This is a genomic window from Virgibacillus pantothenticus (assembly GCF_018075365.1).
Classification (GTDB): Bacteria; Bacillota; Bacilli; order Bacillales; family Amphibacillaceae; genus Virgibacillus; species Virgibacillus pantothenticus.
This window is the reverse complement of sequence record NZ_CP073011.1, coordinates 413,597-428,521: the sequence shown is the minus strand read 5'-3', so window position 1 is coordinate 428,521 and position 14,925 is coordinate 413,597. Positions and strand designations below refer to the sequence as shown.

Below are 14,925 nucleotides of genomic sequence, written 5' to 3'. Positions count from 1 at the left end.
AGACAGTAACATATCGCTATTTTTGAAGAACATATTGCAGTTTTGCTATCTCAAATCTTTTCATCCTCTTTTTGAACATGTAACTAACTAAATCAAACTAGATTCAAGAACTACTAATAAGCCTCTTCAATAATAATTACTTAGTTCATAATCTTACCATAATTTATAAAGGTTGGGCTTCATATTTTTTATTGTATAATTTGATAATTACATTAGAAAAATAGTTACTGATCAATCTTTCGTTTATGAAATAAAATTTATTCAAAAAAATAGTAGAAAAGGGTATCGCCCTGGCACTTTCATAAATCTCCAAATAGGAGTAATCACTATCAATCCCTAAAAACTATAAAGTTCAAAATTAAAATAGAAAGCAAAATTAAATAAGTGGTGGATGACTGCCTTTTTGTCTTTTTTTCTTAAACGCAGCAAAATTTCATCTAAAATTAAGTCAACCAAATTAAACTTAAAAAATAATGTCGACTTTATCTAAATTTTTATAGGTAACGCAAGTGATATTTAGTACGATAGAGTTGGGGAGGAAAAACCATACATTCTGAATAAGGTACCATGACAACTAAATGGTTTTAGAACCATCGCACTACATGAACAACTTCATATGTCAAAAATTATAGGAGGGTAAAATGAATATTCGTTTTGTCCAAGGTTCAGACTACTATAGCCTATCACCGCTAATAAATGAATGGTGGGGCGGAAGAAATATGTCAGATATGTTGCCAAAGTTATTTTTTGATCATTTTCAAAATACAAGCTTTATTGCTGAAAGCGATGGAGAAATAGTAGGTTTCCTCATTGGATTTCTCTCACAATCAAAAGAGGATGAAGCGTATATCCATTTTATCGGGGTTCATCCTAAGTTTAGGAAACAGCAAATTGGAAAAGTACTATATGAACGTTTTTTTACAATTGCTAAACAAAATGACCGTAAAATTATACGTTGTGTAACATCTCCTGTGAACAAAACTTCGATCGCTTATCATACGAAAATGGGATTTGACATAGAAACAGGAAATAAACAAATAAATGGTGTTGAAGTTACTGCTAATTATGATGGGCAGGGTCAAGATAGAGTCCTCTTCAAAAAAAAATTAGATTAATCCTTTATCTCAGACTTTCCCTGTTGCATGGATTTTGTATGTGATTGACTTCGTTAGGGGAGGAAAGCAAACTACTGCAATTCATTGGCAAATCATAACAGTTTTATAACGCCTCCCCAAATCCAACGCCACAAACCATCTTAAACAAACATTTGTTTAAATTTAATGCTCTGGAAAAAAGATAGTTTAGAAGGTTTTATACAAAGTCGTGGGCATGATAGCATTATAAGCCTTCGCCAATATCCCTTGATACTGGGTCATGGCTCGTGAACCATGCCTTGCAGAGCCCCTGTGTCGACTGCGATCCTATCTTTAGAATACACTCTCAACAGTAAATGAGGCCACTCAAACTATATAATAAAAAATGGACATCCAAATACTACCGCACGTAGTGAAGACTAAATCTAATTTTCTATAAATTGTCTCTATTATTTTTGTAAAGGTCGACTTTTTCAGTGGTCCCTACTAAATAGCGAGGAGGCCACATTTATTTGCTGCTCTAAATTACTAATACAGGAGAAACATAGCTTTCCACTTCTCCTAAACCTTTATAACGAAGGAATATTCACTTTGTATTCTTTTTTTAATCGCTCTAAGCGATTTAGTATTTCTTTACCTTTTGCGGTTTCAGATAAAAGCGTGCCATTCACTATAGGACTTTTATGGTACACTTTTCTAATGCCAAAGGAGATACCTTTTCCTGTTGAATTTTGGTGCACATTAATTTGCTCAGGTTGATATAAAATAGTATTAATAATATCTCGTACCTTAGAATTTTGCGATGCCTTCAATGCTGCAATCATATCTGCATCCGTTTGTTCGGTAAACGAATTTTTATTTTTTTCGTCATATTTCCAATAAAGTGAAATAGCTTCTGCTAGTAATCGATCTACAGCTAATAATAATGGAGATAGAAATAACTCATGATCTTGAACAATTAACCGAAGTAATTGAAGACCTGTTTGTTCGTCTGTCTCTATACCTCGCTCTGAACAATGGATTCTTTTTATCAATCCGCTCGGTATTTCTTCTATTTTGCCACTCATATAGGTATCTCGTAAAAAGCTGTCTAAATGATCCAACCCTAATATATTCCGAGTCCCTGTCAAAGGCGAAGGCAATCGGAGATAATGAATGATATCACTTGGTTCTAAATTAGCTGTATGAAGAATGGATACTATTTCTGGACTCTGTATATATTCCTCTGTTAATGCCTGATGATTATATCCTAATGTTTTTTCCACTGCGTGAGAAAACGGTAGATGACCGATATCATGTAAAATTGCAGCTGCCCTCAATAAAGGATGATTAGGAAAATAAACGGCCGCTAATTTCCATACCCCTACTGTATGTTCATATCTACTATGTACAACTGGAGAAACGTATGCACCGCCACCAAAATGTGCAAGATACTTCAATCTTCTGACATAACTTGTTTGAAAAAGCTTTACTTCCCAAGGATAGAATTCTACTTCTTTGTATAGGGGTTCAGCAATGATAGGATTACGTCTCATTCACGCCCCTCCTTTTTCTTTTATAGTGAAAAATAGCTGGTTATTATAACAAACGGAAAATAGCAAAGCTATGCTATTCTTTCATTTTCGCAAAAGCAACTAAACCCTCGTTATCACAAGAATGAAAACCATTTTTCTCATAAAAAGCTCGAACATCAGGTGCATCATTCGTTAAGAGCACTTTTTGACGTACATCATGGTATTTATACAGGATTCGCTGCATTAATTCAGACCCGATCCCTTGATTTTGGTACTCTTCCAGCACTAAAATATCTTGAACATAAATAATCGTATACCCGTCCCCAACAACTCGTATTAATCCTATTAACTTGTTATTATCCCAAGCTGTTATAACTGCTAGTGAATGTTCTATTGCTTTTACTAGTTTAGGGATGTCGTCTGTATAAGCTGTCCATTTCACATTATCATATAGTGCTTTTATTTGTTCTTCCTCATATACGCTGCTTTCTATATATTGAATTGACATATGCATTCCTCCTATGTGAATTTTAATTATGACAGAGTGATTTTTCTTTATAACTACTTATAAAGAAAAATTTTGATAATATATCCAGTGATGCTATGTGGTACGCCTCTTTCTTTCATAGAATTAGCTAGAGTAGGAATTGACCACATCGTCATTTTTATGTTGAAATCAATTGTAGTTGGATAGTACTTTACTAATGAAAAAAGCAATCCACTCTGGCAACCAATGAAGGAAGTAGATTGCTTTTATGTTAAAAATGGTATATTTTCAAATTAAAGCCATTTTAGAATATTACGTTCGTATCATATACTAACTTTCTAAAAAAAGGAAGCTTCTATTACTTGCCTGAGAACACGTTAAAAAGCCTTTAATCCTCTATGGTCATATATTCTTGCTGAAGTATTCCCATATGAATGATGTCATGCCAATTTCCACTGCGAAACAGTGCTTGCCTACTAGCGCCCTCTTGCTTAAAGCCTAGCTTAGTATATAAATGAATCGCCCTTTCGTTAAATGAGAATACGCGTAATGATACACGATGCAAATTCATTTCTAAGAAAGCGTAATTAAGTAGTAATTTCAAAGCTTCTTTGGCATATCCTTTCCCCCAATAGTCTTTTTCTCCAATATCAATAATACATTCGGCACTTCTGTTTTTGTGATCCATATTAATCAAAGAAGTAATTCCAATTGCTTTGTCAGTATTTTTATCCTGAATAATATAGCTTTTGGAGGAACTTGAATGTAGAATCACACCTTCTACAAAAGCTTTCGTTTCTAATAACGAATAGAAATCTAACGAAGGATTGGTTGAAATCATTACATCGACGTCATTTCTCCAAGAATGATATTGTTCAGCATCTTCTATGGTCATTTTTCTTAATTGGATTCTATTAGAATGAAACAAAAAATTCCTCCTTTTATGTTAGTTGGATTTCACTTAGAGTATTGATAAGTGAAAATCTAAAACAGGAATATCATTTTCGATTTTTGTTTTCAAACGTTGGATTGCTTGCTTTGTTCTATCATTTTTTTGTTGCTCGTTCGTGAGATATGTTGAAAAATATATATAGGAGTAAATTTGCCTGTAATTTAAAAAGAACGGAATTTTTAGCAGCCAATCAGATTGAAGTTGATGTTCGGTCTGGTATCCCTTTAGAAATGGACGGATAAATTTATACACAAAATCCTTTTTCTCCCTGTCATCAACAACTTGCAGTGCATGATATAGAACAATTGCGATATCATATACGAACCAACTGTATTCACAATCGCCAAAATCGAATAATACCAGCTCTTTCTTAAACAAATAGAAGTTTTTATGGTGTAAATCATGATGGATCATCCCATATCCGTTTTTATCCTTAGGCAGCTTGTTCAAGTCATGAATAAAATTTTCCCACTTCTGCTTTATCAAATTATTAACAAGAATTGCATCTGTAAACAGTAACCCGCTATCCCAATCCTTCCTTTTAATTTTTGGATTAGTCGGTCGATATGATTTGGATAAACGATGTATTTTTCCTAACGTCCTACCCCAAGTATAGAAAAGGCTTGCATTCCATTCTTTATTATTGAAAACATCAACAAATTCACCTTTCGCTTTTTCAAACGCTGAGACGTAACAAACTTCCTCGTTATTTAATATTATTACTTCCAATAGTTTATTATTTATAGAAGCAATAGGAATCGTCACATTCACTCCGGATTCAGATAAATATGTGATCCAGTCTAACTCTGAAGCAATAGAATGCCTTTCATACATGGAACTTGGATAATACTTGATTATAAATGTCCCTTTACTACTATTAACTTCAAAAACATTGTTTGAAAACCCGCCAATTAATTTTAAATCAGATACGTTTACATTAAATAGACTTGCACCTTTGCTTAAAAGTTTACTTTTAATAATATAAACCACTCCCTTTTATAATTTTACGAATGAATAATAGAAGAAGTTTCATAAACTCTGGGGGCTTTTATCCTCCACTAATTAAGCGCTAGAAAGCCATAGACACCCTAAAAAAGAGAAACACTTTTCTGTGTTCGGTGCATCGCAGACGAAGCTTTTCTTATCTGAAAAAAAGAAAGCATATCATGCCACCATGGAAATCTTATCGAAACGAGCGAATCTGGAAATAGGTCCCGTTAACCCTACTTGGACTTCTGTAGTTTTTAGAAAAACGGAGAGCTTATATCACCTTTTTTTCGGTATAAACACTTCCTCCATCGTAACTTTTAAATTTTGCGGTATCAACAGCTAATTACATACTTGATCCTATTTGTCGTTCTCAATCGCGTTAATTGTTTGCCTGCTTACATGACAGCGCTCCGCCAACTCGATATAAAAAGTCTGCGGACTCATACCTTCATCATATTATTCAAGACGTTCAAAAGTATAAAAAAGAAGATAATCTAGTCATAGTGAATATGCATTGGGGAATTGAATACATGGAAATACCTGCTACCTACCAAACAAAATTTGGACACGCCGCTATAGACGCAGGGGCAGATATTATTATTGGTCACCACCCACATCGTTTACAAAGTGTTGAAAAGTACAATGGCAAATATATTATTTATAGTATGGGTGACTATACTTTTGGGGCTGACCCGACGTTAAAATCTCGGCAAACAGCGATTTTTCGGCTTACGTTTGCAAAAGAAAATAATGCTATCGTAACGAAAGGGTTGCGAATTGTACCAACGTTAGAAAATTCAAACGGTAGCGAAACAGAAAATAACTACCAGCCGCTTCCTGTGTTTGGAAAAGAAGCGAAGGAAATTGTCAATGAATTGGTTAGAATCAGTAATCTTATTCCAAATGGCGTTATCGAGTATGACTATTTTGATCCGTTTCTTGACATGTAGATAGCATAAATACTGCAAAAAAACGTTTAGGACATACGATTGGGGATACGCTAGTTCAGCGAAGTCAATATATGTAGACTCCTTCGGGAACCAAAGCTGAAGACACAGGAAAGCGATCTTTGCTTTCTGAGGAAGCTGATGTCTCGCTCGCAGGAAAGCAAAATATTTTGAGGTAGCGATTTTTCTCATGTTAAAAAACGAAGGATTATCACCAAATTTTTATGGTGAAATCCTTCGTTTTAAGCCTTAAAATTTCAGGCTTTCCTATTGTGTGCAAATAAGCCGAAAATTATATTTTAATTGTTCGACTTATTTGCTTATGCCCCAACCTCTTTCTGTGGAGAATCGTTTACATAGGACTAGTTTCCATTAAACGATGGAGCAAGCCTTCTACATCTAAAGATGTATGAATCATATGTTGAACATCACCTTCTGTAAGTTTTTTCAACTTAGGAGTCACCCCTAGGACAGGAACGCCACACATATCTTCCATGAGCTTTGGATTGGTTATCTCATCTATATTAGGCTGATCACTCTTCCCATTTATCACAATCCCTACAATCGGAATCCCTACCTGTCTCGCATAGTGAACCGTTAAATAAGTATGATTTACCGTTCCAAGATTTGGTCTAGCCACAATAAGAATGGGAAGCTTTAAAGCAATAGATAAATCACTAACTAAAAAGTCCTTTCCTAAAGGTACAGCAATACCTCCTGCCCCCTCCACGATAAAAAATCGTGTCTATCTTTTATTTTTTCCCAATGCTCTAACACAGCTTGCATACAAATCTCTTTATCTTCTAGTTGTGCTGCCACAGATGGTGCGAGTGGTTGACTAAATTCATATGGCGTAATCTCCTCATGAGATAAAGACGTTTGGGACATATTTTTAACATCTTACATGCCTCCATGTAATGTTGGCAATCCAAGCATTGACATAAATTATATATTTTCTATAAAGTGAATATTCAATCAGTTGGGGTTTTCATTCATCCCCTACTGATTGTTAGAGGAACGAATCGGGTATTTAGGTGCTGTTATCTCCCACTTGTTGCAGTACAGATTATCCAACTCCTGGAGTGGGAGTCTTACAGCACCTTATATGTGATAAAAGTTTCTTGTCTTTTGTTCATCCATTTCTAATAATCGATGCCCAAATTGGATTTGGTTCATTTTGCTACCCTCGCTTAAAATTTTACTTACTATTTGTCACACCAGTTACATATTCCTATGCGAATCCAAATGAATAGCTGCCCTTCTTCTCTTTCGATGCTTAAACCCGGTATTTGGTGAATTAAATGCCGATAGTACTCTGAACATATAGAAAAGGTACTTCTTCATGACTGGTACAAGAAAACCACGCAATATTATTCTTAATAAAGGTTAAGTCTTCTGGCAAATTTGGAGCTACCCAATCATAAAGTGCATTTGCCGATTGTTGTAAAATGTTACATGTATCGTAATTAGCTTCAACTTCATAAATCGTTGCAGCTGGTCCTTTCGTTATCGTAAAAGCCCATACCTTCGCCTGGTAAGTTTCAATTAAATAAGGTCTACATTTTTCGAACACCTTTTAATTGTACTTTAGTTCTTTTCTAGTCACAAAATAGAACTTTTATCTGAATACTCACAGAGCATTCTTATAATTGCTGATATATTTCTCCAGCTGATTTTCAACCAAATTCCAATGTTCCATTTCATCAACTTCAATCTAGTTATAATGGCTACAATACATGGCTGCTATAAAAGAGTTTGTTTCACCCAGTATTTGGTACAATCCCTGCTACGCTCCATATACCCATAGTCAATAAAGCATCTTCTAAGAATTGCAAAATCACTGTATATAGCCTTTAATATCTCGTTAACTTCCTTTTCGGAGTAAACGGTATTTGGTTTAAAATGCCTTAGAATATTCTGCAGTACAATAAGCTTTCTTTTTTCCTTACTTGGAAAGATATCTAATCTACCATCGATACCTTGTTTAAAGTATGTATCTAATACTTTTTTCTTTTCCTCTTCCGTGATTTCGTATTGTTTGCTCAACTATTTCCCCTCCATATAAAAACGTATTAATTATTTTTTATTCCACTGGCTTTGATAACGCAGATGGTAAAATAACAACTTTGTGTCAATATAAAAATATATAACATACTAATGAGTACATACTCTTTGGGATTCGTGATTTATCTACTGTATGTTCAATACCCAGTTTAGAGGCATAGAAACTAGCTTTCCGCAAATGTCAAGGCGAAGAACAATAACCGCTGTTGTAGGGGGTATTTTGCGCATTAATTCTTTGGAATGAACCAAATTTTGGGATTGCTTTTCAAAAAGGATACTGGAATGAGGTACACCAAAGTCTATTAAGCGTGCCGCCATATTTTCCGTTCATTATAGTCGTTATAAACTGCAGCACCAGAACAAATGATAGTTCTGCAAGCACCCTGATGGTATAGTTGAGAGCCTTATTTACTCGTTCGCGTAAAATTGGTGACAGATCCCCATCTTTTTTTGCGGGGAGCCAAGTAGAATCAAAGCATCTCTTTGTTGTCCGTGGTTATAGGAGGCTTTCCTGAAAAGGGAATGAATTACGATGATGAATGCTAACATGAATAGTGTGATTACACCTAAAATATATGCTGCAATTACCATGAAATTATCTCCTCTTAAATGATGTAAAAGTACCGTCCAACGATTGCAATATCTCAGTTGCTAGATTATTAAGAAGCAGTGGATGATACGAAATCAACCCTGGAAAATCCTCATGTGTAAATTGTTATCTTGCTATCCAGCATCTATGATTTAAAGATGTTTTTCAATCATTTTCCAATATTACTCCTCTCATAAGTAAGCTATAAATAAGCTCGCCCGATCCTATTACTTTGCTTTCCAGAATATTACTGATAGAGCGTTCTCCATAAATAAAACGTAGCATAGCCTTGCCAATTTTCCCAACCAGAACCTAATTGCAACATATATTCTTTGGATGGCTTTTTTTCCAATCTAGCTAACTGTTTAATCGCATTTTGTAAACCCGCGTCTGCAATTGGAAATGCATTAGGAAAACGAAAACAACGCATCAACACATAGTGCGCTGTCCATGAACCAATTCCTCTATGACGTGTCAGTATTTTTTCTGCTTCCTCTAAGCCATCTGCAGCAAGTAACTTTTCTTTAGACAATGCGCCATCAATTATTGAACGGGCAATATCTATTAAATATTCACTTTTTCTTTTCGATAGCTGTAACGATGTCAATTCTGAAACCGGTACATTTGCAATAACATCTGGAGTGGGAAAAAGCCAATAATCTCCTCCATTCCAACGGATCGATTGTCCAAACCGTTCAACCAATCTCCTTTTCAATTTATAAGCAAAGAAAAGATTAATTTGTTGTCCAATAATTGCCCAACTAATTGCTTCGAAGAAATTCGGAATTCCTATCAAGCGTAGCCCATAAAAAGTATGAACAAGCGTTTGTAAAAAAATATCATTTTCAGCCATTTGATAGAAATCAGCTAAATCTGTATCTAAATCGAACCAATCACGTACATAGGCAGTAATTTTGCTACGATTTGCTTCAGAAAAAGAATGGGAACTTTTCACGACTCGAACTAGCAATTCCCCACATTTTGCTTCACTCAATTCAATTAAGAAAACAGTTTTATCCACGTTGATTGCTTTCAATACTTGATTGTTTATTACTTGATACATGCATTCATGATTTGCATTTGCTAAATAACGTATATTTTCTTGAAACCGAAAGCCTTCAGGAACCGCAACTTTCCAAACATTTTCCATCTCCATTATCTTGCCTCCTTCTAATCTAGTTGTATCATATTTACTCTTCTAAAAGTTTCACTATCTTGCGACGATGTTACTAAACCGTTCATCTATTTAATTAAAACCGTTATAATAAAATGAATAAGTGAGGTGACACGATGACAAGTTCCATAACAGAAGAACAATGGCAAGCTATTATAACAAATGACGCTTCTTTCGATGTTGTCTTTTTATACGGTGTTCGTACAACAGGTATTTTCTGTCGTCCTTCTTGTAAATCACCAAATCCTAAAAGGGAATATGTACGTATCTTTCAAAATGCCCAGCAGGCGTTGGCAGAAGGATTTCGTCCTTGTAAACGTTGCAAGCCATGCGAACAACGAATGCCAGATGAGGAATGGGTGCTTCAAATAAAAGCAGTTATTGATACGCATTACCACGAACCATTGACTTTAGCTCTGCTAGCGGAACATTGTCATGGTAGCCCTTATTATTTACAAAGAACGTTTAAACGAATCATGAACATGTCACCGGCTGACTATATACAGCGTGTACGAATTCATCACGCAAAACAGAAATTAATGCAAACCAACCAATCCATTGCTGATATAGGTGTAAAAGTGGGATTACCGAATACTTCTTATTTCATTACTTTATTTAAACAATATACCGGGAAAACTCCCAAACAATTCCGATTAGCCTTTCAGATACAGCAAACGGAAAAATAACCTTCTAATGGGATTTTGCAAACGATTGGTATTACAAAAATTATGCAGGAGGCGAGTGAACAGTGACCATTTATTGGACAACATTTCAACATCAAACATGGAAATTTTATGCAGCTGCAACTGAGAAAGGATTGTGCTACCTAGGCCCGCATCACTTAGCAGTAAATGAAATGGAAGTATTTTTGCACAAGCAATTGCCAAACGAAGAAATTAAGGAAAACGAAAACGTGTTGAACCCATATATGTTGGAGCTACAAGAATACTTGGAAGGGAAAAGGCAGAAATTCGAATTAGATGTTGACCTTTACGGAACAGCTTTTCAACAAAAGGTATGGCAAGCATTGCAACAAATACCGTTTGGACAAACGGTCACATATTCTGACATTGCAGAATCTATAGAAAAGCCACAGGCTGTACGTGCTGTCGGAGCAGCCATTGGAGCAAACCCCATTTTCATTATCGTTCCGTGCCATCGGGTCATTGGAAAAAACGGAGCACTAACAGGGTTTCGTGGTGGCCTAGATATGAAAGAGCGACTGTTATTATTTGAAAAAGCTAAAGAAACATAAAAACGGAAGCTTGTATTTCTTTCTTCAAGGAAAAAATTGATTTCAGCTTGAGTATAGAATATAACTGGGAAATTATAAAGGTATACTCTTTTATATGAAACCATTTTGTTGTTTAAGACGTATTTATTGGTAGTAAACTTTATACGAGGAGTGATAAATCATGGCGAATGTATGGATTTTTCTAGATCTGTTAAACATTGCAGTTTACATTCCCTTTTTAAAGGTCGATGAAGAAGATATTTGCAAGAACATTAAAATTTTGAGGAGGCAATCCTGGTTTCAAAATTATCTTCACGATGAACAATACCAAAAACTTATCGTATCCAATAAACATGTACGTCAGGTTATTGGAAAATTTAAAAGTGATAAACTCCATAAACAGGCCTATATGATCAAATGTCAAAATAGATTGCACAAAGCTTTACTTAAAGAGTTAGATCGTGTCTAATTGCAGAACAAAGGCACAAGCGCCCGTTTAGCAACGTAGCGAATGGAACGAATCAACTGAGATAAAGGAATCACGGTGAGGTAACGAACCGATGATGACTTATCGTAGGGCGATTTCGTGAAGTCGCCTAGTTGCTGGGCGCTGAAGCCGGACGTGGTTATTCAGTTATTTCCTTATCCCAAAGCAACAAATTTTATACTTTCTTATCTTTGAACAAAGGCACAAGCGCCCGTTTAGCAACGTAGCGAATGGAACGAATCAACTAAAGATAAAGGAATCATGCCCTTGCAAACAGGGGTATGCCGACGCCTGAGCGGCAAGCCCGTTTTTAGTCGGCCTTCCTCTTTGTGACGAACCGATGAGGCCTTACCGTAGGGCGCATTTCTAAAATCGCATCGTTGCTGGCGCTTGCGCCGGACGTGGCTATTCGGTTATTTCCTTTTCCAGAAGCGCCTCATTTTATACTTGCTTATCTTCTAAAAAAACTTCCATCCGTGGAGGTTTTCTTTCATCCCCCACGGAAGTGTAGCTCAAGGTGACCTAAAGGCTGCTTACGTAATAGGACATTTAGGGGCTGTTACCTCTTACTTAGACTTGTTGCAGTACAGATTATTCAACTCCTTAAAGTGGACTTACAGCACCTTATATCGGGATAAAACTCCCTTTATAGGACTAAAAAACTGCAATCGACTTACTTGCTATAAAAGGGAGTATTTATTTACTTTTTTAATTTAAATACAACAAAATCAGCGCAGCGGAAATCTTCTTCAAAGGAAGGATATTTTTTTAACATCGCTTGAGTTGGCTTCGGTTCCGTTATTTTTTCCAACCTAAAACCAATCGTAAGTAAAGTATTGATATAAGTTGTCAAAGTCCGGTGGAATAGCAGAACTTTCTCCTCATCGCCAAATCTTTGCTCATATACCCCTTCATAAAAATATTGATCGACCTTCCAGTGTAATTTGTTTCCATAGTCATCCTTCACCCACCCACTTTCTGGCGTGACAAAACATGGATGTAATATGGAGAAAACAAAAGTACCTCCATCGACTAATAACCGATACATTTCCCGAAACGCCTTTTCAACATTTTCCAGGTCTTGCATAACCATGTTAGATACAATGATATCAAATCTAGAATCTACTAAGAAATGTAAATCCTCGCAATTACCTTGATAATACTTAATAGAAAATTCATCTGGTGTTCTATGTTTCGCTAATTCTATCATTTTTTGGGAGTAGTCTACTGCTGTTACGATTGCGTCTGATTTTGCTAACAGCCTACTGAAATATCCTTCACCACATCCAGCATCTAATACCTTTTTATGCTCAACTGTTCCCATTAAAGAAAATAACGTTGGATTTAATAATACTTCTTTATGCGCATCTCCTTGATCGGAATGGTTTGCTGCGTACGATTCGGCAAAGCTATCCCATCTAATCATTGCTTCTTCCGTATCAATATTCTTTTTCAATACACTTTTTCCTCCCTAATTAATATCACCTAAATATACCGGTAACTCTTTCCCTGCAAAATACTTAATTATGTACTGAAGCATTGCTTGGGGTATAATCAACAGCTTCAAAAAAGAGGATATGCTTACTTGTTTTAATTCTCATTAGTCGAGGAATGATAGGTTCATCTTTATACATAAACCTAACCAAGCGTTCTTTGCTAAATCATTCGCTTTATGTATTATATCCGCTGTTAAAACGTGATCCATATCCCCGCTTTATCATCTGACATTTTAAACCTTGGGTACCTGACACATTCCGGATCAGACGACTCTAGCTCGATTAAATCATCTGCATATGCTTGTAGTCCTTTAGAAAGGATCTTGTTAACCATGACCTCCCAGTAATGCTCATGTTCAGGAACCAATTCTTTTGGGAGAAAGAGTCCATCTGTCATCATCACGATATGCTTTAACCCGTTTTTATTTATTTTTCCAAACTCAGTAAATTTCACAGCGTCATCTTCTCCATTTAACACGCCGTATCCAGCAGGAGTATTGCTTTTTTGTCTATTAGTAATAAGAATTTCTTTGACATCCTTCATCAATTCTGCTTGCTTGGTTACTCCTTTATCAATAAGCTCTTTCCATCTATTTATAACAGCCTTTTCTAAAGGTGCTGTTTGCGCTCGAGTTAACGTCCTTACTGCATTGTCTTCATAGACAGCAAAAATCATACAATCGCCTGTTTGGATAAAGTCTATTCCATATGGAGAAATTTTAACCAAAGCTAATGCAGTTCCCCATAATTGTTCTTTTTTCAATGTGTCAACATTATATTCGTTCATTTTATTCTGCAGTTGCGTGTTTATCTTTGCAAAATCATCCAGAAAACTGCTGGAACGATGAAGCGTTTGATAATAATTTTTGACTAGGTTAGAGGCAATATAACCGCCAGTTTCGTTTTCTTGATTAGTAAAAGGTACGATAGAAGATACTCCATCAGCGACCCCATAGATCGAAATATCATCATTGATAATAACCGAATCTTCATTCAGTTTACCCACACCTTTACAAGTCACTGTTTCTATTTTCATTATAATATCTCCCTTTTAAAACGTATTTACAACTACTTGCTATGCGATTTTCTGCCAGCTCTTGTTTCTTTTCATCAAAACAACTTCTTAAACCTTCTGCTCCGTTGAGTACAGCAATGAATTGCAACACTTTTTTAATCGTTTAAGCTGAAACGGAAATGTTGTTTCACATGACATGTGGTCTGCTTATTCAAGTTAATTTAAGACAACGTTTTATTCTTTTTTTTTATAAACTTTATTGTTATTACGGAACACCCATTGTGTGCAAATGTTTTAAGCTTTGGTATGTTATTCTGACTTAGTGTACAACCACTATAATTCAGGTACTGTTATCTCCACTTAGACTTGTCCAGCACACATCTTCCAATTCCTGAAGCGGGAGTCTTACAGTACCTTATATTTGGAATAAATATAGTGTAAAAGCTAAAAAATGTATGGTAGTTTTTTAGCTAACTAGGATATGCTGGACTATTTACTTCCATTATCCCACAAACGTATATAACTAACAGCCTGATCTGAAATGTTTAATTCATAAACGTCAGGATTGCTTAAACCTTTCCATTGCTCAAACCCAAAACTTTGGTCATAGTAATGCAGTAATAAAGAGATAATTCCTCCATGCGCTACAATAACAGTATGTGTAGCATTACTTTCTATAATATTCTCCACTACCGATACAACACGGTCCATTGCTTCATTACTAGATTCCCCACCTTCATACTTTAAATCAAGATCATAATAGGTCGGTTTTAGTTTATCCAGCCAATCCGGGAAAAAGGTAGAACTAAGTACTCGTTCCATTAAACGATCTTCCCGTTCAATTTCTAAATTCTTATTGTCTGCAAATGGCTTTATAGATTG

17 protein-coding genes and 1 pseudogene are annotated in these 14,925 nt (G+C 35.6%); 5 read left to right on the top strand and 13 right to left on the bottom strand.

Features of this window, described 5'->3' with window-relative positions; genetic code table 11:
* Positions 1-641 precede the first annotated feature (641 nt).
* Complete coding sequence (locus KBP50_RS02115; protein ID WP_050349768.1) at positions 642-1,115, top strand: GNAT family N-acetyltransferase; 474 nt, start codon at positions 642-644, stop codon at positions 1,113-1,115.
* 548 nt (positions 1,116-1,663) lie between these two features.
* On the opposite strand, the gene KBP50_RS02110 is transcribed toward KBP50_RS02115, so the two are convergent.
* From KBP50_RS02110 to KBP50_RS02090, 5 genes are all read right to left on the bottom strand, one after another.
* Positions 1,664-2,629: an HD domain-containing protein gene (locus KBP50_RS02110; protein WP_050349767.1), complete on the bottom strand. Its 966-nt coding sequence runs from the start codon at positions 2,627-2,629 to the stop codon at positions 1,664-1,666.
* 73 nt (positions 2,630-2,702) lie between these two features.
* Positions 2,703-3,116, bottom strand: a complete 414-nt coding sequence (locus KBP50_RS02105) for a GNAT family N-acetyltransferase (RefSeq protein WP_050349766.1) — start codon at positions 3,114-3,116, stop codon at positions 2,703-2,705.
* Positions 3,117-3,483: 367 nt separating this feature from the next.
* Complete coding sequence (locus KBP50_RS02100; RefSeq protein WP_076361994.1) at positions 3,484-4,023, bottom strand: GNAT family N-acetyltransferase; 540 nt, start codon at positions 4,021-4,023, stop codon at positions 3,484-3,486.
* Between the two features lie 33 nt (positions 4,024-4,056).
* Positions 4,057-5,037 carry a phosphotransferase enzyme family protein gene (locus KBP50_RS02095; RefSeq protein ID WP_050349765.1) on the bottom strand — a complete coding sequence of 327 codons (981 nt, stop codon included), beginning with the start codon at positions 5,035-5,037 and terminating at the stop codon, positions 4,057-4,059.
* A 357-nt stretch (positions 5,038-5,394) separates the two neighbouring features.
* A complete protein-coding gene (locus KBP50_RS02090) occupies positions 5,395-5,481 on the bottom strand; it encodes a helix-turn-helix domain-containing protein (RefSeq protein ID WP_232231425.1) in 87 nt (28 codons plus the stop codon).
* Between KBP50_RS02090 and KBP50_RS02085 the strand changes: the two are divergent.
* Positions 5,475-5,987: pseudogene (locus KBP50_RS02085) on the top strand (CapA family protein); the annotation flags it as partial. The gene KBP50_RS02090 and the pseudogene KBP50_RS02085 sit on opposite strands and share 7 nt — an antisense overlap.
* Positions 5,988-6,336: 349 nt before the next feature.
* Here KBP50_RS02085 and bioD read toward each other — a convergent pair.
* The 5 genes from bioD to KBP50_RS02065 form a co-directional block, all read right to left on the bottom strand.
* Complete coding sequence (gene bioD / locus KBP50_RS02080) at positions 6,337-6,714, bottom strand: ATP-dependent dethiobiotin synthetase BioD (RefSeq protein ID WP_050349763.1); 378 nt, start codon at positions 6,712-6,714, stop codon at positions 6,337-6,339.
* The gene (locus tag KBP50_RS21980; RefSeq protein ID WP_236691343.1) at positions 6,681-6,872 is read right to left on the bottom strand and encodes a P-loop NTPase family protein; all 192 of its coding nucleotides are present in this window, start codon (positions 6,870-6,872) and stop codon (positions 6,681-6,683) included. The genes bioD and KBP50_RS21980 overlap by 34 nt, the downstream gene beginning before the upstream one ends.
* Before the next feature lie 409 nt (positions 6,873-7,281).
* Positions 7,282-7,557: a hypothetical protein gene (locus tag KBP50_RS02075; RefSeq protein WP_050349762.1), complete on the bottom strand. Its 276-nt coding sequence runs from the start codon at positions 7,555-7,557 to the stop codon at positions 7,282-7,284.
* Positions 7,558-7,727: 170 nt separating this feature from the next.
* Positions 7,728-8,030 carry a DUF2087 domain-containing protein gene (locus KBP50_RS02070; protein ID WP_050349761.1) on the bottom strand — a complete coding sequence of 101 codons (303 nt, stop codon included), beginning with the start codon at positions 8,028-8,030 and terminating at the stop codon, positions 7,728-7,730.
* 854 nt (positions 8,031-8,884) lie between these two features.
* Complete coding sequence (locus KBP50_RS02065; protein ID WP_050349759.1) at positions 8,885-9,793, bottom strand: DNA-3-methyladenine glycosylase family protein; 909 nt, start codon at positions 9,791-9,793, stop codon at positions 8,885-8,887.
* Between the two features lie 134 nt (positions 9,794-9,927).
* Here KBP50_RS02065 and KBP50_RS02060 point away from each other — a divergent pair, with 134 nt between their 5' ends.
* From KBP50_RS02060 to KBP50_RS02050, 3 genes are all read left to right on the top strand, one after another.
* Positions 9,928-10,497, top strand: coding sequence for a bifunctional transcriptional activator/DNA repair enzyme AdaA (locus KBP50_RS02060; RefSeq protein ID WP_050349758.1), 570 nt, complete (start codon positions 9,928-9,930; stop codon positions 10,495-10,497).
* A gap of 62 nt (positions 10,498-10,559) precedes the next feature.
* Entirely contained in the window at positions 10,560-11,066 is a 507-nt protein-coding gene (locus tag KBP50_RS02055) for a methylated-DNA--[protein]-cysteine S-methyltransferase (RefSeq protein ID WP_050349757.1), read from the top strand.
* 160 nt (positions 11,067-11,226) lie between these two features.
* A complete protein-coding gene (locus KBP50_RS02050; RefSeq protein ID WP_050349756.1) occupies positions 11,227-11,514 on the top strand; it encodes a hypothetical protein in 288 nt (95 codons plus the stop codon).
* A 718-nt stretch (positions 11,515-12,232) separates the two neighbouring features.
* On the opposite strand, the gene KBP50_RS02045 is transcribed toward KBP50_RS02050, so the two are convergent.
* The 3 genes from KBP50_RS02045 to KBP50_RS02035 all read right to left on the bottom strand — a co-directional run bounded on the left by KBP50_RS02045 (position 12,233) and on the right by KBP50_RS02035 (position 14,919).
* Entirely contained in the window at positions 12,233-12,988 is a 756-nt protein-coding gene (locus tag KBP50_RS02045; RefSeq protein WP_050349755.1) for a class I SAM-dependent methyltransferase, read from the bottom strand.
* A gap of 233 nt (positions 12,989-13,221) precedes the next feature.
* Positions 13,222-14,064 (bottom strand): protein phosphatase 2C domain-containing protein, encoded by an 843-nt coding sequence (locus tag KBP50_RS02040; RefSeq protein ID WP_050349754.1) that lies wholly within the window; start codon positions 14,062-14,064, stop codon positions 13,222-13,224.
* A gap of 468 nt (positions 14,065-14,532) precedes the next feature.
* Positions 14,533-14,919, bottom strand: coding sequence for a histidine phosphatase family protein (locus KBP50_RS02035; RefSeq protein ID WP_283776180.1), 387 nt, complete (start codon positions 14,917-14,919; stop codon positions 14,533-14,535).
* Positions 14,920-14,925 lie beyond the last annotated feature (6 nt).